This is a genomic window from Flavobacterium rhizophilum (assembly GCF_046000485.1).
In the GTDB taxonomy this organism is placed as follows: Bacteria; Bacteroidota; Bacteroidia; order Flavobacteriales; family Flavobacteriaceae; genus Flavobacterium; species Flavobacterium rhizophilum.
On the sequence record NZ_JBELQB010000015.1, the window covers coordinates 1 to 26,215 of the forward strand.

Sequence of the window (26,215 nt, forward strand, 5' to 3'; positions counted from 1 at the left end):
GAACTTGATAAGTTAGTTGAGGCAATGAATAACGATAAGGATATGGTAATCATGGTTAAGGCGCACACGGATAACCGTGGTAGTGCACAGTACAACATGAACCTATCTAACAAAAGGGCTAAGGCTACGGTTCAGTATGTCATCTCAAAAGGTATCGCTAAGGAACGTATCTCCGGACAGGGATATGGTGAGAGCGAGCCTAAGGTTGACTGCAAGGAAAACTGTACCGAAGAGCAACATGCTCAAAACAGACGATCTGAGTTTATTATCGTTAAAGGAGATAAGGCTTAAAAAAGAATTAAATTTATATACAACATAAATAGAATTGTTTATGTTTGAACCCTGCTATCCTCATGGCCGTTATTGTGCACATGTAGGATAGCAGTTTTTTTATACCCTTATGTAATTTAAAATAGTATTTTGCAACTGTAAACCCGTATTGTATTTTGGAACTATTTGTTGGGCTTTTATGTATAGCCATAGCTTTGTTTTTTCTTTTTCTGGCATTTAATGTGCTTATTGAGCCTGCCTATATGCTTATGTTTGATAAGCCTGTATATGTACATTGGTACCTGTTTACCAATGAGCTTCCTACAGAAGCCCAGTTTATACTGAATAAGGAATTCAGATTTTACAGGAATCTCTCTCCTGTAAGAAAGAAATACTTTAGGCATAGGGTGCATGCTTTTATTGAATATTATGATTTCGTTGGAAGAGAAGGGGCAGAGGTGACCGATGCTATGAAAATAAGGATTTCAGCTACAAATGTGATGCTTACGTTTGGAATGAGGCAGTATCTTACAGATGTATTTCAGACAATAATCGTTTATCCTGATACTTTTTTGTCACTTGCGAGTGAGGAGTATCATAAAGGGGAGTTTAACCCCGCAGCGGGTGCTATAGTATTCTCATGGCGTCATTTTATGGAGGGTATAGAGTATGATAATGACAACTTAAATTTAGGGCTACATGAGTTTGCCCATGCTCTACATTTTAGTTCCCTTCGTAAAAGGACAGTAGGGACTGCTTCTGTATTATATAGCGATATGCTTGATAAGATTATGAAATATATTAGCCAGCCTGCTAACAGGGAAAAGCTTATCCAGGCAGATTATTTCAGGTTATACGCTTATACCAATCAGTTTGAGTTTATAGCGGTTATATTGGAGTACTTTTTTGAAACACCAAATGAGTTCCGGCAAAAACTGCCAGAACTATATGATATGGTAAGTAAGATGATAAATTTTAGACGTTAAGACTTCTCCTGATGTTTTTAATCTGGTTATTATGCCTCATGGTATGGTAGGTTATAAAATGTATCATTTCCAGTTTTGACATTCCTTTTAAAGGATGTACATCGGGTAGAGATGTTATTTGGGAAAGATTGCTTTTATAAGCCGCCTCAATAGTTTTTTTACTAAGTTCTTTTAAGGAAGCAATTAATTCTTTTTTATCATAAACTTTATCTTCGGGAATTATAAAATCAGGGGCCTGCATTTTATTCTCAAAATCCAGAAACAGCTTTTTCAGATTCTCAGCATTTTTGTCAGGAGCACGGTCTACGGGTTGTGTAGGTTCGCTAAGAATATTATCTGTTCCCGTTCCTGATTTTAGTAAGTGACAGCCAACCTGAGCAGCTGTCCAACTGTTCTTAAAAGGAATAGTATTTATCTCTTCCTGACTGAATTCAGAAAGAAGTTGAGTTGTTTCATTAAATGATTTTTCCAGTTGATTGATGATTGCCTCCATGTCTATTCTTTTTAGTTAAGTATCCCTGTAAAATAAAAAAAAAGCAGCCGAATAATAACCCCGGCTGCTTCATATTAGTTGTTGATTCTGGCATCAAAGTTAATCATCCATTGTACCCCGAATTTATCGGTTAACATACCATAATAGGCACCCCAAAACATATCGTCCATAGGCATGCCTACTTTACCACCTTCTGCAAGTCCGTTAAAATACTTATCGGCTTCCCCACGACTTTCCGCATCAATGGTGATGGAACTGTTAGTGCCAAACTTTACCTGTTCCATAGATTTAGGAACATCGGTACCCATTAGCAAACTACTGCCTAGTGGTAGTGCAATATGCATAATGCCGTTTTTTTCGGTTTCGGGCATGTTCTCACATCCCGGAGTATCGCCAAAACGCATAATGGTTACAAACTCTCCTCCAAATACCGACCTGTAGAAGTTGAACGCTTCTTCTGTATTTCCGTTAAAATTTAAATAAGGATTAACTGCTCTCATTTTATGATTGATTTTTATTGTTTCTCTAATTTAGATTTAATGTTGTGCAGATTTGTGTCAAGATCTTTACCTATCATGTTATCCATCATCAGGTTCATAAAGTTCATAGGGTAGGAACTGTTGCCCTGCATAACCCAATGCACATTTGTACTGTTGTTGCCTGAATTTTCGGTAGTGATGTATACTTTTGCTTCACTTTCAAATGGCCTGACAAAACGAAGATCCATATCAAGGCGTTCGTTGGTCTTTATGTCGGTTATTTCCAGTTCGCCTTCACCTACGTCGTCATTACCGTCCCAGCCGTAAATAAAGCCTTTTGTACCATCATTGCCTGTAAATTCGGTTTTCATGTTTGGATCTTTCATCCATACACTGTATTCGTCCATGTTTTTAAGATGTGATACATAATCAAAAACTTCTGCCTGAGGTTTGTTAATGGTAATTTGTCTTTCCACTTTATATTCTTTGCTAATGAAAATTGCCAGTATAAAAGGGATAGCAATTATGACAAGAAGTACTATCAGGATTCGTTTAATTATTTTCATGGTGATTGATTGTTAGGTTATATTATTTGTTGTAATGTAATAGGGTTATTCCACATTCAAAAGCTTTGCTCTCTACAAGTTTCAGGTTTTGCCTGTTATCAAGCTCTTCAAAAATAGGCATGCCTTTGCCTAAAGCGGTTGGATTTACAAACAGGAAAAACTCATCTATAAGTCCTTCTTTAATAAGAGAAGAAACAAAAGTTCCACCGCCATAAGCTATGATGTCACCACCATTTAGCTCTTTTAATTTTTTAATATCATCTGTAAGATTATGAGCTAAAGATGTGTTATTCCACGGATTGTCCTTTATGGTGTTGGTAAATACTATTTTAGGGATTTGATGAAAATCACTTGCTTCTTCCCTTGTTTCAGGATTGTTGTACTGGCTTTCCCAATGTGCGATAAAACCTTCGGCAAGTTTTCTGCCTAATAGGATAGTATCAACAGGTTTTGTTAGGGTGGTAACATAATCTTTAAGTTCCTGGTCCCAGTTCCAAATCATCCAGTCCATTTCACCGTTTGGGCCGGCAATATAGCCGTCTATAGACATTTGTACCTGAAGCTTTAGTTTTCTCATGGCTGATTTTAAGTTTATAATTAATTTTTATTTTCTATTTGGTTTTTTGTGCCTTTACCAAAAAGAACGGCATCGGCCGAATATCTTCCGCTACCGAGAATGAAAATGACTATGCATAGCAACATATAAACAAAGGCAATTGCTTTTACATCAAAGCCATCGTTAGCATGTGCTACGAAAAAAGCGATTATCATGGTTATGAATACCGGTATTACCGAAAAACGGGTTAGTAATCCTATAAGGATAAAAAAACCGCATACGAGTTCGGCAAAAATTACAAGATTAAAAGACAGTTTTGCTCCTATCCCTATAATATCCTGAAACATAGATGCGAATGCTTCATAGTTTGCTGCTTTCATATAACCATAATAAACAAACATTCCGCCGAAGATCAGCCTTAGTAATAAAGTGGCCAAATCAATGTTAAGTGCCTGTACTTTAATCAGATTTTTCATCTTGGTTGATTTTGTAGTTAGTTTTATAAAGTTATGAATATTAGTTTATTGCGGTTTGTGAAAACGATATAATAATTATGAGTGTTTTAAAGTTTTTCATTTTAATATTACAAATTTAGGATGTAGTGTTTTTGCTAAAGGAACGTTTAAACGTCATTATAAGGGGGGATTTAAGACAAAGAGGCTATAAACGAAAAAAGCCTCCCGACGGAGGCTTTTTTATATTTTGTATTCAGGATTTAGAAAACCAGTGTCTGCATTGAATGCGGAGCACTCTCTACTTCTGTAGCCTGACCGTTTATCCAAAGGAAATAGTTTACTTTCTCTTCACCGCGGTTCATTACAATTACCACAGTTTTTCCGTCAGGGTTTAGGAAAGCGGTAGCCTCTATAGCACTACGGCTTGTAGAGCAGGCAATCTTTTTAGCACCTTTTTGAACAAATTTTGAGAAATGACCTATATAGTAATACTCATTGGTAAACATAAGTTCACCGGTTTTGGTATTTGCGTGAATAGGTGCAAAACATAGGTTCATAACGTGGTTAGGTCCTCCTGTTTCATCAAGAAGAATGTTCCAGTCGGTCCACGCTGTTGTACCGCTGTTAAAGTCATTGATAAGGTTATGTCCGTACAACTCACCCAGTTTCCAATCGTTTATCTTATTTATATCAAACTGTTCTTTGCAGCCTTCGGTAAAAATAAGGTTGGTTTCAGGGAAGCTTTCATGTACCAGTTTAAGGTTATTAAACATTTGCGAACCTCCGTTCCATGTTTCATACCAGTGGTAACCTATGCCCCAAAGGTATTTTGCAGCCTCAGGGTCATTAAGTACTGTGGCGGCTCTTTGGAACAGCATATCGCGGTTGTGATCCCAGGCAATGATTTTTTTGTCGGCATAACCGGCTTTGTGCATTGTAGGGCCTAAATAGTTTTTAAGGAAATCACGCTCTTCTTCACCTGTGTAAATACATGACTCCCATTTTTGGGTTGCCATAGGCTCATTTTGGATTGTAATACCCCAAACTGGGATTCCCTCTTTCTCATAAGCGGCAATAAACTTAGTGTAGTAAGTAGCCCAGCTTTGATAGAACTCAGGTAATAACTTGCCGCCTTTTAACATGCTGCCGTTACTTTTCATAAAGGCAGGAGGGCTCCAGGGAGAAGCATAAAGCGTGAGCTCTCCGCCTGCTGCTTCAATAGCCTTCTTAATAAGCGGAATACGATATTTTTTATCGTGGCTTATGTTAAAAGACTTCAGTTCCTTATCACCTTCTTTTACGTAGGTGTAGCTTTCGCTGGCAAAATCACAACTGTGAATGGTAGTACGGGCGAGATTGTACCCAATACCTTTTTCTTTGTCGTAATATGCTTCAAGAAGCTGTTTTTGTGTCTCTTTAGGCAGTTTGGCAAATACTTCGGCAGATGCATCGGTAATAGCGCCACCAAATCCCATTACATTTTGAAAAGTATGGGTTGGGTCTACAAATACAGATACTTCTGTTTCCAGTGGTTGTTTCTTTTCGCTGAACGAAAGAGTGCCTTGTGCCGGCGTTAGTCTTTGGTTTGTTTCCTTAACGGTATTGTATACCGTTACTTTTTTGCCTGAGGTGGTATAGGGCGTTTTTTGGGCAAACGATGCCACTCCCGATACCATCAGGATGGTTAATAGATACTGTCTCATAGATGCGGTTTTGAGATTAGTGTATATATGTAATTAAATTAAAACGATGTAAGCTTTTTAAGGTCGGCAATAGTTTGAGTAGGATTATCCGACTTAAATACAAAGTTTCCGGCAACAAGTACATCAGCACCTGCTTCCACAAGCAACTTAGCATTTTTATCGTTTACACCACCATCAACCTCAATAAGGGTAGGGGCATTGTGTTTTTCGATAATTTCTTTAAGCTGTTTGATTTTGTTATATGTATTTTCAATGAAAGACTGTCCGCCAAAACCTGGGTTAACGCTCATCATGCAAACCACATCAGTATCTTTAATAACATCTTCTAAAAGCGCTACATTAGTATGTGGGTTTACAGCAATACCGGCTTTCATACCTTCGGCCTTAATTGCCTGCAGGGTACGGTGCAGGTGAGTACATGCTTCATAATGAACGGTTAGGTTTGTAGCACCAAGAGCAGCAAATGTTTTAATGTACTGATCTGGGTTTACAATCATAAGGTGCACATCTATAGTTTTTTTAGCGTGGCGTGTAATAGCCTCTAAAACCGGCATACCAAAAGAAATGTTAGGCACAAAAACGCCATCCATAATGTCTATGTGAAACCAGTCGGCATCACTGTTGTTAATCATTTCAATATCACGTTGCAGGTTGGCAAAATCAGCCGAAAGCACAGATGGTGCAATTAATGTATTTTTCATTATTGTTAGAGTATGAATTTATGCAAATATAAGCGCAAAGTTTTTAAAATGCGTAGCTTAACCTTTGCAAAGTCATGTTATTGTGGATAAATGATAATTTTTATGGAGGAAATTTAAAGTATGTGTAAAAAAAAACTCCGGTAATCAGCCGGAGTTCAATCATCAATCAAAAAACGAACAGTTATTGAACTGTAAGTGTCTTAAATATTTTTATTCGTGTTGAAAGTCAAAATTTTGGAGTGCCAAAATACAAATTTAATCTAAAAAAGCGAATTTTGGAAGCTCTTTTTTGGCTTTTTACGATTATCCTAAATATGTTTTAAGGATTTTACTTCTTGAAGTATGCTTTAATCTTCTGATAGCCTTCTCCTTAATTTGGCGTACACGCTCACGGGTAAGGTCAAAAGTTTCACCAATTTCTTCAAGTGTCATAGGGTGCTGGTCACCCAGGCCAAAATAAAGGCGTACCACGTCGGCTTCACGCGGAGTAAGGGTTTCAAGAGCCCTTTCAATCTCTGTGCGAAGTGATTCGTGAATAAGCTCACGGTCAGGATTTGGAGATTCTCCCGAACGAAGAACGTCGTATAAGTTAGAGTCTTCACCTTCAACAAGTGGTGCATCCATAGACAGGTGACGACCTGAGTTTTTCATACTCTCTTTTACGTCATTTACTGTCATATCAAGTTCTTTAGCGATCTCTTCGGCAGAAGGGGCACGCTCATTACTTTGCTCAAGCAAAGCATACATTTTATTGATCTTGTTTATGGAGCCAATTTTGTTAAGTGGTAAACGAACAATACGGGACTGTTCTGCAAGTGCCTGTAATATAGACTGACGAATCCACCATACGGCATATGAAATGAATTTAAAACCACGGGTTTCGTCAAAACGCTGTGCAGCTTTAATAAGTCCTAAATTTCCTTCGTTAATTAAATCGGGAAGTGTTAATCCCTGGTTTTGATATTGTTTTGCAACCGATACAACGAAACGCAGGTTGGCTTTTGTAAGTTTTTCAAGTGCTCTCTGGTCTCCGGCTTTAATACGTTGTGCTAACTCTACCTCTTCATCTGCAGTGATCAAATCTACTTTTCCAATCTCCTGTAGGTACTTGTCTAATGAAGCAGTTTCCCTGTTGGTAACCTGCTTGGTAATCTTAAGCTGTCTCATCTAAAATCTCCTCTGAGTTATGTGTTGAGATAGTTATACGTAACGAGTTGCAAAAAAGTTACAGAAAATTTGAAATTATTTTTAATTAGCTTATTGTTAAGGTTTTGTGTTATTTGTTTATTTAAACATTTTATTCAATACTCCAAAAACTCCTCTTATAAAAGTAGCGCTGGTAACCGTTTTGATAATCTGTTTTTCCAGTGTGCTGCTTGTAGAAGTCGTTCGGGTGCTTCGGGTAGTTTGCTTACGGGCTTTCTCTTCGGTTTTTTGCTGTTCTTCCTGCTGTTGCTGCACGGTGATTACCTCTATTTTTTTTGTAAGTATCTCGCAGGCACTTTCGCGGTCTATTTCCTCAGCATATTTTTTAACCAGTTTGGAGCTGTTGTTTATCTCGCTTATTTCCTGTTCTGTAAGTATGTCCATTCGGCTCATTGGGGCACGCAGCATAGTAGCGGCAAGCGGGGTAGGGATGCCCTTTTCGTTAAGTGCAGTAATGAGTGCTTCACCGGTACCCAGTTGCGTAATCACTTCATCGGTATCATAAAAATCAGAGATAGGGTAGTTCTCGGCTGTTAGTTTGATGGCTTTACGGTCGGTTGCGGTAAAGGCGCGTAGTGCGTGCTGTACCTTTAATCCCAGCTGACTCAATACACCGTTTGGAACATCGGTAGGGTTTTGGGTTACAAAAAACAGCCCCACACCTTTAGAACGGATAAGCTTTACTATAGTCTCTATCTGATCCAGTAGTGTTTTACTGGCTTCATCAAAAATTAGGTGTGCTTCGTCTATAAAAATTACCAGTTCAGGCCTTTCAGCATCACCTTTTTCGGGCATTTGATTATAAATCTCAGCCAGTAACGAGAGCATAAAGGTTGAAAACAGTTTCGGTTTGTCCTGAATATCGGTTAACCTCATAATGTTTACATAGCCCTTGCCTTCGTTATCTATACGCATAAGGTCTTCAATCTCAAACGAGAGTTCGCCGAAAAACAGGTTGGCATCCTGCTGTTCCAACTCGATTATTTTGCGGAGTATGGCTCCTGTTGAAGCGGTAGATATGCGTCCGTATTCCTTTTCAATCTCTTCTTTACCTTCATCGGTAATGTATTGCAGTACTTTTTTAATGTCCTTTAAATCCAGTAAAGGCATGTTGTTATCGTCACAGTATTTAAAGATAACACTCATAATCCCGGTTTGGGTATCGTTAAGATCCAAAACCCTTGAGAACAAAACAGGGCCGAATTCTGAAACTGTTGATCTAAGTCTTACACCGTGTTGTTTGGAAAGGCTCATTAGTTCAACGGGGAAACCTTTAGCTTCATACGGAAGTCCTATTTTGGCATGCCTTTCGGTAATAAAGCTTTTTTCTTCCCCCGGTTTGGCAATACCGCTAAGATCTCCTTTTATATCCATCATCAATACAGGAATACCATTGTTAGAAAGGTGTTCTGACAGGATTTGAAGGGTTTTAGTTTTACCCGTACCGGTAGCCCCGGCAATAAGTCCGTGCCTGTTTAATGTTTTTAACGGAACATTTACATAAGCCCCCTCTACAGGTTCGCCGTTAAGCATAGCTGTTCCCAGTGTTATAGCGTCGCCTTTTGTGGTATATCCTTTAGTAATGGTATCTAGAAATTGAGCTGTATCTGCCATAAAGGTTTTGGTTTGTTTTACGAATCTAAATTTCGGGTAATAATTTTTATCTGGCAAGAGGGGTGCTTTTTTCTTTTTATTTACAGAGTGTTTTATTTTAACATTTTTTTTATTTTATCGTTATTTTATTATGTTAAAAAATGTATTTTTGAAAGCTTTATTATGACCTTACTATTATGAAACACAGTTTACTACTTTTCTTTTTCTTTTCTTTTTTTTATGCCGCAGGGCAAAATTCATTCTCGCCTCTTGACACTTTATCTCATACTTGTGCTGCTAAGCTTAAAGTTGAATATGTAAAAAAGTTTAAGAATATTAATAATAACAGGGAATATGAAACATCTGCACAAAAAAATGTTATCAAAGAAATATATGGCGGCTTACAGGAAGACTTTATAGAAAAGATTGATAATAATAATTTTATTTGTGACAGCGAGCTTAATAGTTACCTAAATGGTCTCATGAATGAGATACTTACAAGTAACAGTATTGATAAGGATATCTACCGTATACTGTTGTCAAAAGACCCCGATGTTAATGCTTATAATACCGGTGATGGTACCGTTGTGGTTAACTACGGCCTTTTTCTTGCTGTTGATAACGAAGATGAATTGGTTTTTGTGATTTGTCATGAAGTAGGACACCAGTTTCTTGATCATTTAAAGAAAGATGTAGAGGCCTATGCCCGCTTGTCTACTTCTGAAGAAATGATAAAGAAAACCAAGGAGATAAAAAAACAAAAATATGGTAAAGCCTCTATGGCGACCAATTTACTTAAAAACATACGTTACCAGAGTTACAGTGAGAGAAGGGAAAAGGAGATTGAGGCCGACTCCATAGGTTTGGTTTTTTACAGGCAAACCAAGCGCAGCCCTGCGGCAGCTATATCCTTACTTCAAAAGCTTGATGTCTCGGATGCTGAGAAAGATTCCCTTGTTGTGGAAGACTATAAAAAGATTTTTGAAAAGGGAGGTTTTGTGGTTAAACAACGCTATTTTGAACAGGAAGAAAGTTTATTTCAAACGTATACAAAAGATGAAAGGTTTAATGCTGATTCACTTAAATCACATCCTGATTGCTCTACACGTATAACGCTCATTAAAGATTATCTTGATAACAAGTTTCTTGAAAGCAGTATGGGTAGTTCTACAGGTTTTGAAGAAATAAAAAGGAACAGCGTGTATCAAAATCTTTTTAATATGTTTTCGGCCCAGGATTATGGTATATCACTATATGAGGCATTAAAGCTGTATAAGTACGAACTTGAAGATCCTGTGCTTAAAAACATCATATATCTTAATCTTGTTAAGATATATGATTCCCGAAAAAATTATACCATTAACAGGTATGTGCCTAAGCATGACAACCTGCGTAACACCAAAAGCCTAAACAGGTTTATTAGTTTTATAAGCAATATAAAAATGACCGATTTAGAAACTATTATAAACAACTTTAAATCCTAAACATGAAATATCGTTTTTTACTGATTTTGTTTTTTGTATTATCGCTTACTTATGGACAGGTTGCCGATTTAGGTAAGTTATCACGAGGTAAGTTTTATTCATCTGCTGAAATTAAGGATAAGCACAACAACATCAGAGGCTACTTCCTTCTTTATGAAACAGATAAAGTGGCAAAGGAAACCTACCAGCTGGAGTATATACTTCTTGATGAGAACCTTACCAAGGTGACTAATGGCTTTATTACAGAAATGAAATATGAGTCATGGTTTTTTACTGCTAAGAAAATTAATGTTGAAGTTGTTTTAGAAGGCCGTAAGTTACTTATTGGCTTTGCAGATGATATAGCGGGGGAAGAATACTTTAAAAGATATAGAATACTTGATATTGCATCAAATGAGTTAAGTGATCCTTTTATATACAACAAAAATACCTTGGTTAAAAACCCTGAATTTGATCGTAAGCATTCCAATGTTGCAAGTAACCAGTCTGAAGAAATAACTTTTTACAATGAGGTAGGGCTTATGGCTCATTCTAAAACCATGAATAAGAAGCATGGAGTAACAGATAGGAGGTTGGTGCATTATGATGATGACCTTAACGAATTGTGGACTTTTAAGTATGACCAGATAAAAGCAAAAAAACTGACTGCCTTAACTTATCTTAATTCAGATAGTGAGGTGATTGTAATGCTTAATCATTATCTGAAGAATAGTAATGTTACAAAATACCTTAATGAGATGTCTGTTTCTTTTATAGACTCTGAAAAAGGTAACCTTATAAAAGAAGTACCTTTTCCTAAAGATGATTATACATATAGGGTGGTAGATTGTGCCATAAAAGATGATAAGATTTTTGTGATGGGAAACATGTCTGAAAAAACGAAAGAAGGTTTTGTTCATGATTCGAAAGGTAAAGGACTTTACAAGTTTGTTTTTGACAAGGAAACCGGAGAGCTTTTGGATAAGAAATACCTTTTATGGGAGAATTTATTAAACAATAAGAGTATAACTATAAACAAAAACGGGGTTGTAAAAAAAGAAGGCAAAATGTATATACACAATATGCTTATGCTTGATAGCGGTAAGGTTATAGCGGTTGGCGAAACCTTTTTGAATAAACCAATTATTACCAATAATATGTATTTGTTTGAACTTGCCGAAGATTTTTCTGTTTCCCAGTGTTTTGAAATTGAGAAATTCAGGAATAAATTTTCTAATACCAATGCATATTCGTCTACTATAAAGAGATATGGATTGTTTGATTTTATGGATTATCAGGATTTGGGAGATGATGAATATCTTTTCTTTCTTAATGATAATGAGAAAAACTCTAAAAACAGAAAGAAAACAACCTTGTATGGTATCATATCCTATTCAGACGGGCAGTTTAAAAGGCAGACTCTTAATCTGAAGACCGAGACCAGTACTATTTTTGCTACCAGTGCAAAAAAAGGATATATGTTACTGGTTGAGAATTTTGACGATGATGCAAAAGCCACCGAATTACGATTAGAGAAAGTAAATTTCTAGATCATAAACTAAAAATCCCTGCATAGCAGGGATTTTTAGTTTATGATCTAATTATTTTTTTCCATTTTTGATGAGTCATTATAAATTTAATCTCTTGATTTCCATAAGCCCCGGTATCTTCCCATCCCTTTAGGCGGTAAAATGTTTCAGCACGCGTGCCTGTACCGGTACTAAGCCAAATGGTTTCCTGTGTTTGTGAGAAATACCAGTCCATCATAATATTGTGGAGGGTTTTACCTATGCCTTTATTTTCAAATTTCGGTAAAATGAATAAAGCCCATACGTTATTATCGGCTGTGCTTACTATAGCAAAACCGACTATTGTATTATTTATTTCAGCTACCCAGCCTTTACCCCGGCGGGTAATATAATTTTCCACATCGCTGTCTTTAACCAGTTCGGGGTTAGAGAGTATGTTCTCCTTAACGGCATGCCTTACAAATTGTATTTGCGGAATATCGGTAATTAATGCTTCCCTGTACGTTAGGTCGGTTTGCATGGTTTTGTGTTTTAAAAGTTGTAATCCAGTTCGCTGTTCATGCGCTGAATGTAAAAATCTATTTTTTGATGCATACGGTTAAAGAACAGTTTACGGTCACGTGTGCCCGACTGGTTAAGTGATTTTGAGTTTTTGATTTGATAGTTAAAAAAATCTTCGGTGCTTTGACAGGTGTCATTATCACCTGTAATAAAGTATCCCAGCATAGTGTAGGGTACAAATAATGATTTTTGTTTTACCGATGATAACAGCACGTTGTTGTTTAATAATAGCAGTTCGTTATAATACAAGTGATAGCCTGTATCGTTTTTAGAACATTTTTGTTCGACTTCATGTAGTATGGCTTTAAGGTCATCACAAACATGCATTGCGTTTTCCAGTGTTAATAGTCTCGACTGGAAAAAGTAATATATCTGTTGTATAGTGCTGTTTATAGTAGTGTCGTTCCAAATCTCTTTTACCTCTACATTTTTGTATACGTTGTTAAGTTTTTGGCTGTGTTCAAGCAATGAACCGCTAACGGTAAAATTCTCAAACTTTTCGTGTTGCTGCCCGCTAAGAAGATCAAGCCATACATAGAGCTTAAACTTGGAGAGTAATGTTCCGCTAATGGTGTGGAATAACGGAATATCCTTTGCCGAATAATACATAACCGAATCAGGATAATTTTTATATGCTTCCAGTTTTTGTGCCGAGTCTTTAAAGTAGTCGGTTAGGTTAGCTATGTTTTTTATTTCGGCTGTTTTTTCTACAACTACCTTATTACTGTTGCCAAACAGGCTATCCATTGATATGGAGTAATGACTGCACAAAGCTATTGTTTCGTCAATACTAAATTTGCTTTTTTGGGATATTCTCCTGTGTGCGGCATCATAGCTAATGTTGAGTATGGCGGCTATCTCGTCTATAAGTGATGCCGACCGGCTATGCTGCCTTATGGTTTTTAAAAGTTTATCCTGATTGTCCATTTGTGAAAATTGCAAATACTGTGTGGTTTTTAATTTGTTAACGCAATTATGATTGCAATATACACAATAGTTTTGAGCTGAACTTTTAATCAGCTTATTATGAAAAATGTACCGTTTTTATTGATTGGTTTTCGATTTCTTCTAGCCCCTGTAATGATTACGTTGGCTTATGTTTATGAAGACGATGTCAGGCTCCCTCTGGTTATTTTATTGCTGTTAGGTATATTGTCGGATATATTTGATGGTATAGTAGCGAGGAATGCAGGAGTTTCAACTGAGAAATTGCGGAGAATGGACAGTCAGACAGATTTACTTTTCTGGGTCTCTGCCGGGTGGTGTGCCTGGGTGCTTAATCCCGGTATTGTGTTACATAATAAATATGCTATTATTATGATATTTGTGATGGAAGGGCTTACTTATTTGTTTAGTATTTTAAAATTCGGGAAGGAAACCTGTACGCATGCCTTTCTTTCCAAAATATGGGGCCTAACTCTTTTTATTGCTTTTTTTGGTATAATAGGTTTTGGTTATGCGGGCTGGACATTTACATTAGCCGTGGCTTTTGCTCTTATATCTCATTTGGATGTTTATCTTATTATTTTTTTTCTTCCGCGATGGACACATGATGTCCCAAGTTGTTACCACGCATGGTTAATAAGGAAAGGAAAAGATATTAAAAGAAACAGGTTTTTTAACGGATAGTAAAATGCTTGTTTTTTTGTGCAGGCTCTGGCAGCATTCGTTATTTTATCTTGATGTCTGTTATTTTTTAGCAAGGGTAATGTATTGGCTTAGTTTGAAATTATAAGCCCTGCTTAATAACAGGGCTTTTTAAGCTATAATTCGATTTTTTTGAGGATTGTTTTATCAATATAAAATGTGCCAAACGGAATGATACAGGCAAGAAGTACTTTCCAGGTAGTGACTTTAAATTTCCATTGCTGTTCCACACCTACACTTAAGGTATTAAATATAAAAAAGAGGAACAGAGCTCCGTGAATGGTTCCAAGTATTGTTGATAGGTGAGGGTAACCATACAAGTGTTTTAAAGGAGTGGCAACAAATAATAATATTAGTAACGATGTGCCCTCCAGGAAGCCTATTAGCCTTAGCCTTCCTACATTGGTTTTAAAGAGATTTTTCATAATTAAAAACGGATTAGAGGTCGGTTAGCGAGAGGAGAGAATGGCCATGGTATTGCTAATAGTATTAGCAGAGCGGCAAGGCTAAACCATATTAACATGGTTTTGAATTTTGTTTCGTCTGTTTTTTCTCTTTTAGATTTAGCCGAACCTATAGTGATAAAAACAATTGCTAATAACATTAGCATTATATGAATGAGTCCGAAAAAAAGGGTTTCACCTGTATTGTTTTCTGTGGTGTAAAACTGTTTTACAAACGGACTTTTTACATACAGTATTATTCCGGTAATAAGCTGTATGTGTGCAATGGTTGCGGTCCAGTGCCTTATGGCATTGCTGATTTTGGTAAAGGTGGTTTTACCTAAGTAACCTTTTACCGAAATAATTATGGCATAGGTTAGACTAAAAACCACAGCCCACCTGAAAACCGAGTGAACTGGGAGTAAAAATGAATACATAACTGTGTTTTGATTGATGATTGACATGACAAAAATAGTAAAAACATACTAATTAGTATGTTTTTGGGCAAAAAAATTATTCCAAAGTATTCAGGTAATTTTTGAATTGGGATAGATAACTGATATAGCTGGGTTTTCCGTGTATTTTTCCCAGATTCCTGATTCCCCCGTAGCCTGATATAATGTACTGTGCCGCTTCTTTTGAGTTGGTATTACTATTTATCTTTCCAATAGCTTTTCCGTTTTCCAGGGTATTGGTTATGGCTTCTTCCCATTGTATGACCAGTTGGGAAAGCGCTTTATTAAAAGCCTCATTGTATGATGCCATTTCTTCCACCATATTTATAGCAGGGCAGCCGTATTTTATAATAAAAAAAGGATCTTTAAGCAGGAGGGATTCTATCATGTTATATATCTCCTCTACCGGATTGCCATTGTTAGGTAATGCTTCTATAAGCGATTTGCGCATGCCGGGCTGCATTACCTCGTTTATCATGGCAAGTCCCATTTCGTCCTTATTTTTAAAATGATAAAAAAAAGCACCCTTAGTTACCTGTGTAGTTGCGATAATCTCGTCTACACTGGTGGTGCGGTAACCGTTTTGGTAAACCAGCTCAAATGCTTTTTGTAGTATGTTAAGCCTTGTGGCTGCTGCTTTTTTTGATGACATATTATAGAAACAAAACGCTAAGTTAAATAAAAAACCCTGCTATATAGCAGGGTTTTTATGAATTAACCTTATAAAATATTAAGCTTCCTTATTACCGTCTTTGTCATTATTTCTTGGTCCTCTGTTATTATCCCTGTTGGGGCGAGGTCCTCTGTTCTCTCTTGGAGCACGGTTCTCGTCTCTTGGCGGACGATTCTCATCTCTTGGAGGTCTTGGTAATAATGCTTTTCTTGAAACTTTCTCTTTTCTGGTTTTAGGATCGATACCGATGTATTTTACATCAAACACGTCACCCATATTAACAACGTCAGAAACATTTTCTGTACGTTCCCATGCTAATTCAGATACGTGTAACAGTACTTCGTTACCCGGAGCCTGAACGTACTCTACTACTGCACCAAAGTCAAGCATTTTTACAACTTTTACGCTGTAAGTTTCGCCCACCTGTGGTTTGAATATAATAGAGTCGATTTTGCTAAGTACAGCCTGCATTCCGTCCGGATCAGTACCAAGGATTTCAACTTCACCCTGCTCGTCAACCTCGTTAATAACGATAGTTGTACCTGTAGCTTTTTGAAGTTCCTGAATAACTTTTCCGCCAGGACCGATAAGAGCACCAATAAATGCACCAGGTATAGTAACCTTAACAATTTTAGGAGCGTGTTTCTTAACAGTTTCTCTTGGCTGACTGATAACTTCGGTAAGTTTACCAAGGATATGAAGACGGCCTTCGCGAGCCTGCTCAAGAGCCTGCTCCATGATTTCGTAGTTAAGTCCTTCAATCTTGATATCCATCTGGCAGGCAGTAATACCATCGGCAGTACCTGTAACTTTAAAGTCCATGTCACCTAAGTGATCTTCATCACCAAGGATGTCGGAAAGTACAGCCCATCTGCCTGTTTTATCGTCAGAGATTAATCCCATTGCAATACCAGATACCGGTTTTGCGATTTTAACACCTGCATCCATAAGGGCAAGTGTACCTGCACATACGGTAGCCATAGAAGATGAACCATTAGATTCAAGTACTTCAGATACTACACGAACAGTATATGGGTTCTCGTCAGTAAGCATGTTTTTAAGTGCACGTTGCGCAAGGTTACCGTGACCAACTTCTCTTCTTGAAGTACCTCTTAGCGGTTTTGCTTCACCGGTAGAGAACGGAGGGAAGTTATAGTGTAGGTAGAAGTTCTCTTCTCCCTGCTCAGACGGTAAGTCGATAACGTTAGCCTCACGGGATGTACCTAGGGTAACTGTTGCCAGTGCCTGAGTTTCACCTCTTGTAAATATAGCCGAACCGTGTGTTGAAGGTAGATAGCCCACTTCACACCAAATAGGGCGTATCTCGTTTGTTTTTCTACCGTCAAGACGTACGCCTAAATCAAGGATTACGTTTCTTACAGCTTCTTTTTGCGACTTGTAAATGTATTTGCTAATCAGGTCAGCAAGTTCAAGTTGCTCCTCTTCTGTAAAGGCAGCAAGAACCTCTTCCTTAATAACGCTGAATTTCTCAGAACGTTCCTGTTTAGAAGAACTTTCCTTAGCAACAGCAAAATACTTGTCGTATGAAAGGTCGTATACTTTTTTCTCAACATCAGCATCAGTAGCTTCCTCTTCGTAAGTTCTGATTTCTTTGCCAATTGCAGCTTTAAGTTTTTCCTGAGCAGCTATCTGAGCTTTAATGGCATCGTGAGCAAATTTAATTGCTTCAACCATTTCTTTTTCAGATATCTCTTTCATTTCACCCTCAACCATTGCAATAGAGTCGCTTGAAGCACCAATCATCATATCGATGTCAGACTGCTCCAGTTGTTCTCTGCTTGGGTTGATGATAAATTTACCGTCTACACGTGCTACACGAACTTCTGAGATAAGTGTGTGGAAAGGTACGTCTGACACTGCAAGGGCAGCAGAAGCTGCAAGGCCTGCAAGTGCATCAGGCATTACGTTTTCGTCGTGAGACATAAGTTGAATCATTACCTGCGTTTCAGCGTGGTAATCATCCGGGAAAAGTGGACGAAGTACACGGTCTACTAATCTCATGGTTAATACCTCTGCGTCACTTGGTCTTGCTTCACGTTTGAAGAATCCGCCCGGAAAACGGCCCGCGGCCGCAAATTTTTCACGATAATCTACCGTTAAAGGTAAAAAGTCAATGCCCGGAGCGGCAGTTTTTGCGGAAACTACAGTTGCAAGCAGCATGGCATCGCCCATTTGGACTACTACAGAACCGTCTGCCTGTTTTGCAAGTTTCCCTGTTTCGATCGAGATGCTTCTTCCATCTCCAAGATCGATAATTTCTCTTGTTACATTTGGAATCATAAATCCATTTCTTTGATTAAACAATGGGTACGTTGTAGTTGTGTAGTTGTTGTGCGTAGTTGTTTAAACCCCAATGAAAAACCAAAACTTTTTTTATGCAAAATATGTAAAAACAAAAAGAGGCGCGCAGGCGCCTCTTTTCATCTCGATTATTTTCTGATGTTTAATTCTTTGATAATCTCACGGTATCTGTTAATCTCTTTCTTCTTAAGGTAATCAAGAAGACTTCTTCTTTTACCTACCAGCTTAACAAGAGAACGCTCAGTGTTAAAATCGTGACGATTCTTTTTTAAGTGTTGAGTTAAGTGGTTAATTCTGAATGTGAATAACGCAATCTGTCCTTCTGCTGTTCCTGTGTCAGTTGCAGATTTACCGTGTTTTGAAAAGATTTGCTCTTTTACTTCTTTAGTTAAGTACATGCCAATATTGTTTAAATAATTTTTATGTAACGGGCCTATCCCGATTGGGTGCAAAGGTAATCAATATTTTAAAACCCGCAATACTTTGTTTGATAAGTTTAAAATGTACTTAGTGTGTCAGGTAATCAGTAAGTTAGAATAACTTGGCTACCTGTTCGTTTACAAATTCCAAGAAGCGTTCATCCAGTTCGCTAAAAGCGTCCAGTACGTTAGAGTCAATGTCTATCTGGCCTATGTTCTTTCCGTCTACAAAAAGTGGTACTACCACTTCTGATTTTACTGTAATACTACAGGCAATATAATTGTCCTGTGCGGTTACATCGGGTACCACAAAGTTTTCGTTAGAAACTGCTACCTGTCCGCAAATACCTTTTCCAAAAGGTATAACGGTATGATCGGTAGGTTCGCCGGCATAAGGGCCTAACAGGAGTTCTTCCTTGTCTCCGTTCCTGAAATAAAAGCCTACCCAGTCATAATAATCAATATTATCTTTTAAAAGATGGCAAAGCTGTAATAGTTTTTCATCTCTTAAAGTGTTATCATGGTGCAGTATATCTGTAACTTTCGGTTTTAACTCTTCAAATGTCATTGTGTATAATATTTAATACAAAAGTATTTATTAAAGCATTCTGGCTTATGTTTTTTTGTGTTAAAAAATATAAAATTCCCACATTTTGTGTTTTAACAGGGGTAGTGCGGCATCACTTAAAATTAAATGTATAAATTTGTGGCACAATGAAACTTAAAAGGCACATAAACATACTTTTGGCGGCACTCCTGTTAATGTCTAACACGGGGTTTGCGCTTAATGTACATTATTGCCACGGAGAGATATCATCGGTTACGCTTGCCTACAAACTGGATGAACCATGTATGGCCAGTACTAGGGAAGGTAAGAGCTGTTGTGCCATGAAAGCCGAAACCGGAAAAAAATGCTGTAAGAATGATGTTGTAAAGCCTCATGATAAGAGTGATAATATACTTGTAAAATCACTTCAGCTTGATCTTGGTTCTTTTTATGTTGCCGATACCTGGCAGCCACTTAATGTTGCTTACAAAGCACCTGTTGTAAAGCAGGTAAATACTTCCTTTTACTGCGAGGCCAATGCCCCTCCGCTCTTTAAACTCTATTGCCAATACATTTTATACGCCTGATTTTAATGTTTTTCAGTTTGATTTCCCTGTGATGGGGAATACTACTCGTTAACATTAAAATATTTTTATGCGTAATATATTATTTTATACAGCTTTGCTGTGCACCCTTATGGTACAGGCACAGGATAAGCTAAGCGGTAAGGTGCTGGATGAAAACAGCCAGCCGCTTCCGGGAGCCAGCCTTTACTGGCTCAATACAAACGTTAGCGCCTCTACAGAAGCTAACGGTACTTTTGAGATTCCTTACAAAACGGAATATAAAAAACTGTTGGTAAGTTATATTGGTTATACTACCGATACGCTTACTGTGGAATCTCCTGATTTTATAACCCACTCGCTTAAACCATCTGAAGAGAGTGAGCTTGATAATGTGGTGATAGATAAAACCAGAAAGAGTCTAAAGCGTACAAGTGCATCGGCAGCTAATGTGGTTAACATGAGTTCCGGTGAGCTGCTTAAGGCAGCATGCTGTAATATAGCCGAGAGTTTTGAAACCAACCCTTCCATTGATGTAAACTTCTCTGATGCCCTTACAGGAAACAGGCAAATCAAAATGCTGGGACTTACCAGTCCGTACCTCTTAATATCAGAAGAAAATATTCCTTCGGTTCGTGGTGCCTCACAGGCATATGGATTATCGTTCATACCGGGTACATGGGTAGAGAGTATACAGATAACCAAAGGTACAGGTCCTGTTATTAACGGTTATGAGAGTATATCAGGACAGATAAACTACGAGCTGTTAAAGCCTGCTATGGATATTCCGTTCTTTTTAAATGCCTATGGCTCTCAGGGTGGCCGTTTCGAGCTGAACACCCATTTCAATAAAAAGCTAAATGACCACTGGAGCAGTAGCCTGTTTGTGCATGGTAATACTAGGGTGACCAAAAACGATATGAATGACGATGGGTTTTTGGATAATCCGCTGGCAAAACAAATCAATGTAATGAACCGCTGGCAGTATAATAACCCTGAAACCGGATGGATTAGTTTTATAAACCTTCGTTATATGAGGGATGAGAAACAAACCGGTGAGGTTGATTTTGATCCTGATACCGATAAGTTCACTACTAATCACTGGGGTGCCGAAATCAATACCGATAAACTGGACATTTCTACCAAGCTGGGATATGTGTTCCCTGATATGCCTTACCAGAGTATAGGGTGGCAAACGGCTTTTAACTGGCATAATCAGGATTCTTACTTTGGGTTTAACCAGTATGATATAGATCAAAAGAGTTTTTACTCTAATTTGATATTCAGTTCAATAATAAGTAATACTCTAAACAAATTTTCTACAGGTCTTAATGTTACTTACGATAATTATGGCGAGTTTGTAAATACTATAGACCATAGTCGTATTGATAACAGTGTGGGTGCCTTTTTTGAGTATACTTATGATAATACCCGTAACTTTAGCTTTGTTGCGGGTGGTAGGTTTGATTTCCACAATCGTTTAGGCGCATTTTTAACACCACGGATGCATTTAAAATACAATCCGTGGGATAAGGCAACTTTAAGAGCTTCGTTTGGGCGTGGGAAAAGGGTAGCTAATATTTTTGCCGAAAATCAATCGCTGTTTGGTAGCTCAAGGGTAATGAGTATTTTGAACTCGGGAGGCAAGGTGTACGGACTGGATCCTGAAATTGCATGGAACTACGGCTTGAGCTTTGTACAGGGGTTTCCGTTATTTAACAGGAATGCCGAGTTTGTGGTAGATTTTTACAGGACTGACTTCCAAAATCAAGCAGTGGTCGATTTGTATGCCAGTCCGCAACAGGTATTGTTTTATAATCTTGACGGTAAATCGTATGCTAACAGCCTTCAGGTAGAGCTGAATTATGAAATTACCCGTCATTTTAATATCCGTACGGCTTACAAGTACTACGATATTCAAACCGATTATCTTTCAGGAACACAGGATAAGCCACTACAGGCGAAACACCGTTTCTTTACCAACCTGGCTTATGAGACCCATATTGGAGAAGGAGGTAAACAATGGAAGTTTGACTTTACCTATAACTGGATGGGTAAACAACGTCTGCCATATACAGGCAGTAATCCTGTTCAGTACCAAATGGGAGATTATTCTCCTGCCTTCTCGTTAATGAATGCTCAGGTTACAAGAACCTTCTCAAGCGTATTTGAAGTATATGTAGGAGGAGAGAATATAGGTAACTACAGGCAGAATAAAGCTATTGTTGGCGCCGATAATCCTTTTGGCCAGTATTTTGATACGTCTATCGTATATGCTCCGGTTTTTGGACAAATGTATTATGCCGGATTAAGATTTAAAATCAAATAATAAAAAAGTATATATTTAACATTCAAAAAATTAAATCATGAAAAATATAATATTAGTAGTGTTGGTAACTCTTTTCGGATTAACAGCACAGGCACAGGATAAAGAAGTTAAAAAAAGTAAGAACGCTAAATATGAGATTGCTGTAAACGGTAACTGTGATATGTGTAAAAAACGTATTGAAAAAGCAGCTTTCAGTGTGAAAGGTGTTAAATCGGCCGAATGGCATGCAGACCACCAGGACCTTCACCTTATACTGGATGAGAACAAATGTAGTATTGAGGATGTTTCTAATGCTGTAGCCAAAGCAGGACATGATACCGAACTGGTAAAAGCGACCGAAGAGGATTTTCAGAAACTGCATACCTGCTGTATGTATGACCGTATGGAATAGAAAAACAGATAAAAAAGTAAATCCCGAATTCAATTCGGGATTTTTTTTGGTCTATTGATATTAAAACAGCTTATTTATTCACTTTTTTATAGTTAAAGGGACTGCTTTAATTGTGCTCTATAGAGGGAATTATTAAATTGCATGTACTTACTATTAACCATAATCACCTTATGAAAAACCTAAAGTATGCACTGGCCTTTTTGGGGCTCTCGGCAATAATTTTACCTGAAAGTGCACAGGCACAGGAATTTTTTAAAGACAGGAAACTCTACCTTAATGAAGACGGAAGCAACTATGTGAAGTTTACCTTTATGACCCAGGCCTGGCTTAGAAGTATGGATTATAATCCCGGGACTACCATAAACGGAGTTGAGAAAAACAGTGGTACAGATATAGGTATTCGCCGTTACAGGGTACAGATGTATGGGCAGTTAACCGATAGGGTTTTTGCATACAGTCAGTTTGGAGAAAATAATTTCAACACTATATCCGAAAGGAAACTGGGCTTTTTTGTACACGATGCCTATGGTGAGTATGCTGTAGATAAAACCAAGCTTTCTATAGGTATAGGTTTGTCAGGGTGGAGTGGGCTGTCGCGTTTCTCGTCGCCTTCTGTAGGCTCTATTTTAGGGATAGACGCCCCTTTGTTTTTACAAACTACTAATGATGTGAACGACCAGTTTTTAAGGAAGCTTTCGGTGTTTGTAAAAGGTAAGTTGGGTAAGTTGGACTACCGTCTGCAAATGGCCGACCCACTTGAGGTTAAAAACTCACCCCCTGGATTAAATGAGGCTACTTTCTCTACCGATCCTTCAGAGATGCAGTGGAACGGTTATTTTCAATACCAGTTTTTCGATCAGGAATCTAACATGACGCCTTATTTAACGGGAACGTATCAGGGAAAAAAGAAGGTGTTTAATATAGGTGTAGGTTTTATTTACCAAAAGGATGCTATGTGGATGCTTAATAATACTGGTAGTGTGGAAAAAAGTGATATGGTACACTTTGCAGCCGATGTATTTTATGATGCTCCCATAGGTACAGGTGGGCAGGCAGTAAGTTTTTACGGTAATGTAACCAGTTATGACTTTGGAAAAAGCTATATACGTAACGGAGGGGCAATGAATCCGGCTAACGGCAGTAATAACCCTGTTATGCTAAATGGGGGAGGAAACAGTTTCCCTATGTATGGTACAGGTACCGTGATTTATGCCCAGGCAGGGTATAAGTTTAAGGATAACCTTATAGGGCAAACTACCTTAATGCCTTATGTGTCATTACAGCATGCCGATTATGACAGATTAAATGATGCGATGAATTTTTTTGATGCCGGTGTTAACTGGCTATTGGATGGGAATGTGTCTAAATTTACCATTGCTTATCAAAACAGACCAATATATAATTTAGGTGGAGAGAAAACCGGAACAAAAGGTGCTATTATAGCCCAGTATCAGGTTTTGTTCAATTAAATAAAAAAGCGGGTATATACCCGCTTTTTTTATAGGTTAATAGTAATAACCTGAGAAATGATTTTGCCCTCGGGCGAAAGTCCTTCAATAATTAATTTAGCTTCTCCTTTATAGGTTTGCGGAATACTAAAACTAAATTTTCCGTTTTCGTCACTTATTATTGTAGGTATCCAGTGAATCAGTCCGTAATTGTTAAAACCGCTTCCTGTATAGCCAGATGTGTATATGGTGCTTTTAAAAGGTGTTATTTTTTCAAATCCGTTTTTTATAACATAATCAAATACAGGTTTATCTTTAGTTTTACTGAAAGGCTTTCTTTTACGGTATATTTTTATTATTCCTATTCTGTTTTGCAGTGTTGGTACCGACATGTGTTTATTAATATAAAACTCATCAATATCACAGGTTAAAATATCTCTTAAAATATCCAGTTTTATCAGGCGGTAATCATCCAAAAATACATCAGGAGAGTTTTTTAGATTCTTTATAAAAGTGTTTTTAAAAAGGCCATAAACAGCTATAGCACTATCGGGTCTGTTTCTTACCTCAAAACCATGATATCTTATAAGGTCGAGAACAGTAGGGAAACCCAGACAGTCTTCTTCTGTTATTTTATATCCTTTTAGCTGTCCGTTGCCCAGTGTTGTTGCAAACTTAAGCTCTTCTCTTTTTCCTTTAACTACAACCTCTTTTAATGCTATTGTTTCTTTTTGTATATCTGGGACGTAGGTAAGAGGGGTACTTATACTTTCAGTAAAACAAATATTTTGACTCGGTATATATGAAGCCTTGTGCTGTGAAGTGTTGTTTAATGTTGTTGTATATAGTTTAGGATTTATATTTTTGCCGTTTTGTAATAATTCAAAAGTAAGTTTAGTAGAATCGGCCAGTATCAGGTTATCAAAATAAAACTCATTATTGTTTACAATCTCGGCTTTTTCGTCAATAACAGTTCCGTAAGAGGTAAGTCTTACAGAGTAATCTTTTCCGCTTTTTAAGTTTTGGTTAATTACGCCTTTAATTTTTAAACCCATATCAAAAGTATAGTTTTCTTTTGGCGGATTTTGTTTTATATTTTGCCATATGTATTTGCTTTTGCAGCAAATAAGATACTGGTCAAGACTTTCGTTGGGCTGTGAACTGTTATTAAAGTATTCAGAAATATTTATATCCGGAGAATCTTCAATATAAGGTGCAAGTAAGAAGTCGTTGAGAATATTGTTATTGTTAAGTGTTTTAGTTTGTAAAGGTAATACGGTAATGCTTAAATTAGTATTTGCTGTTGTTTCGGCTGTAAATACTATATCTGTATTTTCTGCTTTATTTCCGGTGATTTTTACATGTGAATTGCTTTCAAATCTTTTATATAGTAGCCTTTGTGCTACTTCATTTAAGTCTTTGTCGAGTATCCTGATGGTGTTTAATCCGTTAAATAAATAATCGTCATTAATCACCAGTTTATGGTCTGTAACGTTATCAGTGAACTTCGTTTCCAATAAAAAAGCATTATCATCTTTATGTATAAGTATGTAAAACGGCTTGTTTTCTATATCCTGATAGGTATTTTTATTGGTTTTTAATTCCAGCGAAGTATTGTTAGTGCCTGTTTTGTTAGTGAGCTTAACAGTTATTCCTTTTTTTAGGGCTTTTGGTAGTGCTGTTTTATAAGTTTGGTTGAGAAAATAAACACTTAATGAGTCTGCCGGATTTTCTTCAAGGTAATAATATTCAAATTTTCCGTAACCGTTATTATCAAGTTGTATAGTTTGAATTGTTTCAGCGTTGTTGAAAAGGGTGACTTCTGTAACAGGTAAAGGCTGGTTTTTACAACCCTTTACCGATATGGCCATTGTGTTTGTTTTGTTTTTGAGAGATATACCTCCTTCGGGATATACATTTATTTTAACCTGGGCATCGTTTGTAGAGTTTTGACCCGGAGTATCGGGGTTAATCACTTCAATTTTATATAAGGCAGATTGATTTTCACTAAAGTTATTCATCCAGTTAGTATAAAACTGTAAATAGTAACTGCCCGAAGCCATGTTAGGGGGGAGTTCAAAAGAGCCTTCAAAGGAGCCTAAGCTACCGTATAGTAATTTTGAGTCTAAAGTTTTGTTTTCAGAATTTTTTAGTACTGCAAAAATGTTTGTTGTAGTAAAAAAAGGGGTATTTTTTTTACTGTAGTACACATAGCCCTTAAACCATATACTTTCGTTAGTGATGAAAGTGGTTTTGCTAAAATGCACATGTATATTTTCTCTTTCAAGAGAATAGTAATTTTTGACTATCGATGAGATTTCCTGTACTTTATTTTCCTGTCCGTAAATAGGCAATGCTATTAAGATACAGAGAGATATTATTGTTGTAAGGTGCTTTTTCATAGTTTGGGTAAGGTA

27 protein-coding genes are annotated in these 26,215 nt (G+C 37.3%); 9 read left to right on the forward strand and 18 right to left on the reverse strand.

From position 1 onward, the window contains the following. Positions 1 to 291, forward strand: a 291-nt coding sequence (locus ABS768_RS15960) for an OmpA family protein (RefSeq protein WP_408075949.1), incomplete at its 5' end; no start/stop codon positions are given. A 155-nt stretch (positions 292 to 446) separates the two neighbouring features. Next, a complete protein-coding gene (locus ABS768_RS15965) occupies positions 447 to 1,256 on the forward strand; it encodes a zinc-dependent peptidase (protein ID WP_408075950.1) in 810 nt (269 codons plus the stop codon). Here ABS768_RS15965 and ABS768_RS15970 read toward each other — a convergent pair. The 9 genes from ABS768_RS15970 to ABS768_RS16010 all read right to left on the reverse strand — a co-directional run bounded on the left by ABS768_RS15970 (position 1,246) and on the right by ABS768_RS16010 (position 9,029). Beyond that, positions 1,246 to 1,749 (reverse strand): DinB family protein, encoded by a 504-nt coding sequence (locus ABS768_RS15970; protein ID WP_408075951.1) that lies wholly within the window; start codon positions 1,747 to 1,749, stop codon positions 1,246 to 1,248. The genes ABS768_RS15965 and ABS768_RS15970 overlap by 11 nt on opposite strands. Before the next feature lie 74 nt (positions 1,750 to 1,823). Beyond that, positions 1,824 to 2,249, reverse strand: a complete 426-nt coding sequence (locus tag ABS768_RS15975) for a VOC family protein (RefSeq protein WP_408075952.1) — start codon at positions 2,247 to 2,249, stop codon at positions 1,824 to 1,826. Positions 2,250 to 2,263: 14 nt separating this feature from the next. Continuing rightward, complete coding sequence (locus ABS768_RS15980) at positions 2,264 to 2,794, reverse strand: SRPBCC family protein (RefSeq protein ID WP_408075953.1); 531 nt, start codon at positions 2,792 to 2,794, stop codon at positions 2,264 to 2,266. Between the two features lie 22 nt (positions 2,795 to 2,816). Continuing rightward, complete coding sequence (locus tag ABS768_RS15985) at positions 2,817 to 3,371, reverse strand: dihydrofolate reductase family protein (protein ID WP_408075954.1); 555 nt, start codon at positions 3,369 to 3,371, stop codon at positions 2,817 to 2,819. A gap of 20 nt (positions 3,372 to 3,391) precedes the next feature. After that, the gene (locus ABS768_RS15990; RefSeq protein ID WP_408075955.1) at positions 3,392 to 3,826 is read right to left on the reverse strand and encodes a DoxX family protein; all 435 of its coding nucleotides are present in this window, start codon (positions 3,824 to 3,826) and stop codon (positions 3,392 to 3,394) included. 239 nt (positions 3,827 to 4,065) lie between these two features. After that, the gene (locus ABS768_RS15995; RefSeq protein WP_408075956.1) at positions 4,066 to 5,508 is read right to left on the reverse strand and encodes a glycoside hydrolase family 30 protein; all 1,443 of its coding nucleotides are present in this window, start codon (positions 5,506 to 5,508) and stop codon (positions 4,066 to 4,068) included. A gap of 38 nt (positions 5,509 to 5,546) precedes the next feature. Continuing rightward, complete coding sequence (gene rpe / locus ABS768_RS16000; protein WP_408075957.1) at positions 5,547 to 6,209, reverse strand: ribulose-phosphate 3-epimerase; 663 nt, start codon at positions 6,207 to 6,209, stop codon at positions 5,547 to 5,549. A 303-nt stretch (positions 6,210 to 6,512) separates the two neighbouring features. After that, positions 6,513 to 7,376 (reverse strand): sigma-70 family RNA polymerase sigma factor, encoded by an 864-nt coding sequence (locus tag ABS768_RS16005; RefSeq protein ID WP_020212501.1) that lies wholly within the window; start codon positions 7,374 to 7,376, stop codon positions 6,513 to 6,515. A gap of 117 nt (positions 7,377 to 7,493) precedes the next feature. Then, on the reverse strand, positions 7,494 to 9,029 hold the full coding sequence (locus tag ABS768_RS16010; protein ID WP_408075958.1) for a helicase HerA-like domain-containing protein: 1,536 nt from the start codon (positions 9,027 to 9,029) through the stop codon (positions 7,494 to 7,496). Between the two features lie 176 nt (positions 9,030 to 9,205). Between ABS768_RS16010 and ABS768_RS16015 the strand changes: the two genes are divergently transcribed. Together ABS768_RS16015 and ABS768_RS16020 are read left to right on the forward strand one after the other, a co-directional pair. Beyond that, complete coding sequence (locus tag ABS768_RS16015) at positions 9,206 to 10,492, forward strand: M48 family metallopeptidase (protein WP_408075959.1); 1,287 nt, start codon at positions 9,206 to 9,208, stop codon at positions 10,490 to 10,492. Positions 10,493 to 10,494: 2 nt separating this feature from the next. After that, the gene (locus ABS768_RS16020; RefSeq protein ID WP_408075961.1) at positions 10,495 to 12,021 is read left to right on the forward strand and encodes a DUF6770 family protein; all 1,527 of its coding nucleotides are present in this window, start codon (positions 10,495 to 10,497) and stop codon (positions 12,019 to 12,021) included. A 40-nt stretch (positions 12,022 to 12,061) separates the two neighbouring features. Here the strand turns inward: ABS768_RS16020 and ABS768_RS16025 are convergent, their stop codons facing one another. Together ABS768_RS16025 and ABS768_RS16030 are read right to left on the reverse strand one after the other, a co-directional pair. Then, complete coding sequence (locus ABS768_RS16025) at positions 12,062 to 12,520, reverse strand: GNAT family N-acetyltransferase (RefSeq protein WP_408075962.1); 459 nt, start codon at positions 12,518 to 12,520, stop codon at positions 12,062 to 12,064. An 11-nt stretch (positions 12,521 to 12,531) separates the two neighbouring features. Continuing rightward, complete coding sequence (locus ABS768_RS16030; protein WP_408075964.1) at positions 12,532 to 13,503, reverse strand: hypothetical protein; 972 nt, start codon at positions 13,501 to 13,503, stop codon at positions 12,532 to 12,534. Between the two features lie 84 nt (positions 13,504 to 13,587). Between ABS768_RS16030 and ABS768_RS16035 the strand changes: the two genes are divergently transcribed. Beyond that, positions 13,588 to 14,190, forward strand: a complete 603-nt coding sequence (locus ABS768_RS16035; RefSeq protein WP_408075966.1) for a CDP-alcohol phosphatidyltransferase family protein — start codon at positions 13,588 to 13,590, stop codon at positions 14,188 to 14,190. Between the two features lie 134 nt (positions 14,191 to 14,324). Here ABS768_RS16035 and ABS768_RS16040 read toward each other — a convergent pair whose 3' ends face one another. The 6 genes from ABS768_RS16040 to ABS768_RS16065 all read right to left on the reverse strand — a co-directional run bounded on the left by ABS768_RS16040 (position 14,325) and on the right by ABS768_RS16065 (position 19,088). Continuing rightward, positions 14,325 to 14,633, reverse strand: a complete 309-nt coding sequence (locus tag ABS768_RS16040) for a DUF3817 domain-containing protein (RefSeq protein ID WP_408075967.1) — start codon at positions 14,631 to 14,633, stop codon at positions 14,325 to 14,327. A 2-nt stretch (positions 14,634 to 14,635) separates the two neighbouring features. Further along, the gene (locus tag ABS768_RS16045; protein WP_408075968.1) at positions 14,636 to 15,088 is read right to left on the reverse strand and encodes a hypothetical protein; all 453 of its coding nucleotides are present in this window, start codon (positions 15,086 to 15,088) and stop codon (positions 14,636 to 14,638) included. Positions 15,089 to 15,164: 76 nt separating this feature from the next. Next, a complete protein-coding gene (locus tag ABS768_RS16050; RefSeq protein WP_408075970.1) occupies positions 15,165 to 15,758 on the reverse strand; it encodes a TetR/AcrR family transcriptional regulator in 594 nt (197 codons plus the stop codon). Positions 15,759 to 15,836: 78 nt separating this feature from the next. Beyond that, positions 15,837 to 18,080: a polyribonucleotide nucleotidyltransferase gene (locus ABS768_RS16055; protein ID WP_408075971.1), complete on the reverse strand. Its 2,244-nt coding sequence runs from the start codon at positions 18,078 to 18,080 to the stop codon at positions 15,837 to 15,839. A 149-nt stretch (positions 18,081 to 18,229) separates the two neighbouring features. Further along, positions 18,230 to 18,499: a 30S ribosomal protein S15 gene (rpsO, locus tag ABS768_RS16060; protein WP_408075973.1), complete on the reverse strand. Its 270-nt coding sequence runs from the start codon at positions 18,497 to 18,499 to the stop codon at positions 18,230 to 18,232. A gap of 133 nt (positions 18,500 to 18,632) precedes the next feature. Continuing rightward, the gene (locus ABS768_RS16065) at positions 18,633 to 19,088 is read right to left on the reverse strand and encodes a GAF domain-containing protein (RefSeq protein WP_035135917.1); all 456 of its coding nucleotides are present in this window, start codon (positions 19,086 to 19,088) and stop codon (positions 18,633 to 18,635) included. Between the two features lie 146 nt (positions 19,089 to 19,234). Between ABS768_RS16065 and ABS768_RS16070 the strand changes: the two genes are divergently transcribed. From ABS768_RS16070 to ABS768_RS16085, 4 genes are all read left to right on the forward strand, one after another. After that, complete coding sequence (locus ABS768_RS16070; RefSeq protein ID WP_408075975.1) at positions 19,235 to 19,654, forward strand: HYC_CC_PP family protein; 420 nt, start codon at positions 19,235 to 19,237, stop codon at positions 19,652 to 19,654. A gap of 67 nt (positions 19,655 to 19,721) precedes the next feature. Beyond that, positions 19,722 to 21,959, forward strand: a complete 2,238-nt coding sequence (locus ABS768_RS16075; RefSeq protein WP_408075976.1) for a TonB-dependent receptor — start codon at positions 19,722 to 19,724, stop codon at positions 21,957 to 21,959. A gap of 37 nt (positions 21,960 to 21,996) precedes the next feature. Next, complete coding sequence (locus ABS768_RS16080; RefSeq protein WP_408075978.1) at positions 21,997 to 22,350, forward strand: heavy-metal-associated domain-containing protein; 354 nt, start codon at positions 21,997 to 21,999, stop codon at positions 22,348 to 22,350. 170 nt (positions 22,351 to 22,520) lie between these two features. Next, on the forward strand, positions 22,521 to 23,819 hold the full coding sequence (locus ABS768_RS16085; RefSeq protein WP_408075979.1) for a hypothetical protein: 1,299 nt from the start codon (positions 22,521 to 22,523) through the stop codon (positions 23,817 to 23,819). A 29-nt stretch (positions 23,820 to 23,848) separates the two neighbouring features. Here the strand turns inward: ABS768_RS16085 and ABS768_RS16090 are convergent, their stop codons facing one another. After that, positions 23,849 to 26,200, reverse strand: a complete 2,352-nt coding sequence (locus tag ABS768_RS16090) for a hypothetical protein (RefSeq protein ID WP_408075980.1) — start codon at positions 26,198 to 26,200, stop codon at positions 23,849 to 23,851. Between the last annotated feature and the right edge of the window lie 15 nt (positions 26,201 to 26,215).

Bases quoted from the DNA above. Each gene is read 5' to 3' on its own strand.
- ABS768_RS15970 (WP_408075951.1), bottom strand. From the start codon at position 1,749: ATGGAGGCAATCATCAATCAACTGGAAAAATCATTTAATGAAACAACT.
- ABS768_RS15975 (WP_408075952.1), bottom strand. From the start codon at position 2,249: ATGAGAGCAGTTAATCCTTATTTAAATTTTAACGGAAATACAGAAGAA.
- ABS768_RS15980 (WP_408075953.1), bottom strand. From the start codon at position 2,794: ATGAAAATAATTAAACGAATCCTGATAGTACTTCTTGTCATAATTGCT.
- ABS768_RS15985 (WP_408075954.1), bottom strand. From the start codon at position 3,371: ATGAGAAAACTAAAGCTTCAGGTACAAATGTCTATAGACGGCTATATT.
- ABS768_RS15990 (WP_408075955.1), bottom strand. From the start codon at position 3,826: ATGAAAAATCTGATTAAAGTACAGGCACTTAACATTGATTTGGCCACT.
- ABS768_RS15995 (WP_408075956.1), bottom strand. From the start codon at position 5,508: ATGAGACAGTATCTATTAACCATCCTGATGGTATCGGGAGTGGCATCG.
- rpe (WP_408075957.1), bottom strand. From the start codon at position 6,209: ATGAAAAATACATTAATTGCACCATCTGTGCTTTCGGCTGATTTTGCC.
- ABS768_RS16005 (WP_020212501.1), bottom strand. From the start codon at position 7,376: ATGAGACAGCTTAAGATTACCAAGCAGGTTACCAACAGGGAAACTGCT.
- ABS768_RS16010 (WP_408075958.1), bottom strand. From the start codon at position 9,029: ATGGCAGATACAGCTCAATTTCTAGATACCATTACTAAAGGATATACC.
- ABS768_RS16015 (WP_408075959.1), top strand. From the start codon at position 9,206: ATGAAACACAGTTTACTACTTTTCTTTTTCTTTTCTTTTTTTTATGCC.
- ABS768_RS16020 (WP_408075961.1), top strand. From the start codon at position 10,495: ATGAAATATCGTTTTTTACTGATTTTGTTTTTTGTATTATCGCTTACT.
- ABS768_RS16025 (WP_408075962.1), bottom strand. From the start codon at position 12,520: ATGCAAACCGACCTAACGTACAGGGAAGCATTAATTACCGATATTCCG.
- ABS768_RS16035 (WP_408075966.1), top strand. From the start codon at position 13,588: ATGAAAAATGTACCGTTTTTATTGATTGGTTTTCGATTTCTTCTAGCC.
- ABS768_RS16040 (WP_408075967.1), bottom strand. From the start codon at position 14,633: ATGAAAAATCTCTTTAAAACCAATGTAGGAAGGCTAAGGCTAATAGGC.
- ABS768_RS16045 (WP_408075968.1), bottom strand. From the start codon at position 15,088: ATGTATTCATTTTTACTCCCAGTTCACTCGGTTTTCAGGTGGGCTGTG.
- ABS768_RS16050 (WP_408075970.1), bottom strand. From the start codon at position 15,758: ATGTCATCAAAAAAAGCAGCAGCCACAAGGCTTAACATACTACAAAAA.
- ABS768_RS16055 (WP_408075971.1), bottom strand. From the start codon at position 18,080: ATGATTCCAAATGTAACAAGAGAAATTATCGATCTTGGAGATGGAAGA.
- rpsO (WP_408075973.1), bottom strand. From the start codon at position 18,499: ATGTACTTAACTAAAGAAGTAAAAGAGCAAATCTTTTCAAAACACGGT.
- ABS768_RS16065 (WP_035135917.1), bottom strand. From the start codon at position 19,088: ATGACATTTGAAGAGTTAAAACCGAAAGTTACAGATATACTGCACCAT.
- ABS768_RS16070 (WP_408075975.1), top strand. From the start codon at position 19,235: ATGAAACTTAAAAGGCACATAAACATACTTTTGGCGGCACTCCTGTTA.
- ABS768_RS16075 (WP_408075976.1), top strand. From the start codon at position 19,722: ATGCGTAATATATTATTTTATACAGCTTTGCTGTGCACCCTTATGGTA.
- ABS768_RS16080 (WP_408075978.1), top strand. From the start codon at position 21,997: ATGAAAAATATAATATTAGTAGTGTTGGTAACTCTTTTCGGATTAACA.
- ABS768_RS16085 (WP_408075979.1), top strand. From the start codon at position 22,521: ATGAAAAACCTAAAGTATGCACTGGCCTTTTTGGGGCTCTCGGCAATA.
- ABS768_RS16090 (WP_408075980.1), bottom strand. From the start codon at position 26,200: ATGAAAAAGCACCTTACAACAATAATATCTCTCTGTATCTTAATAGCA.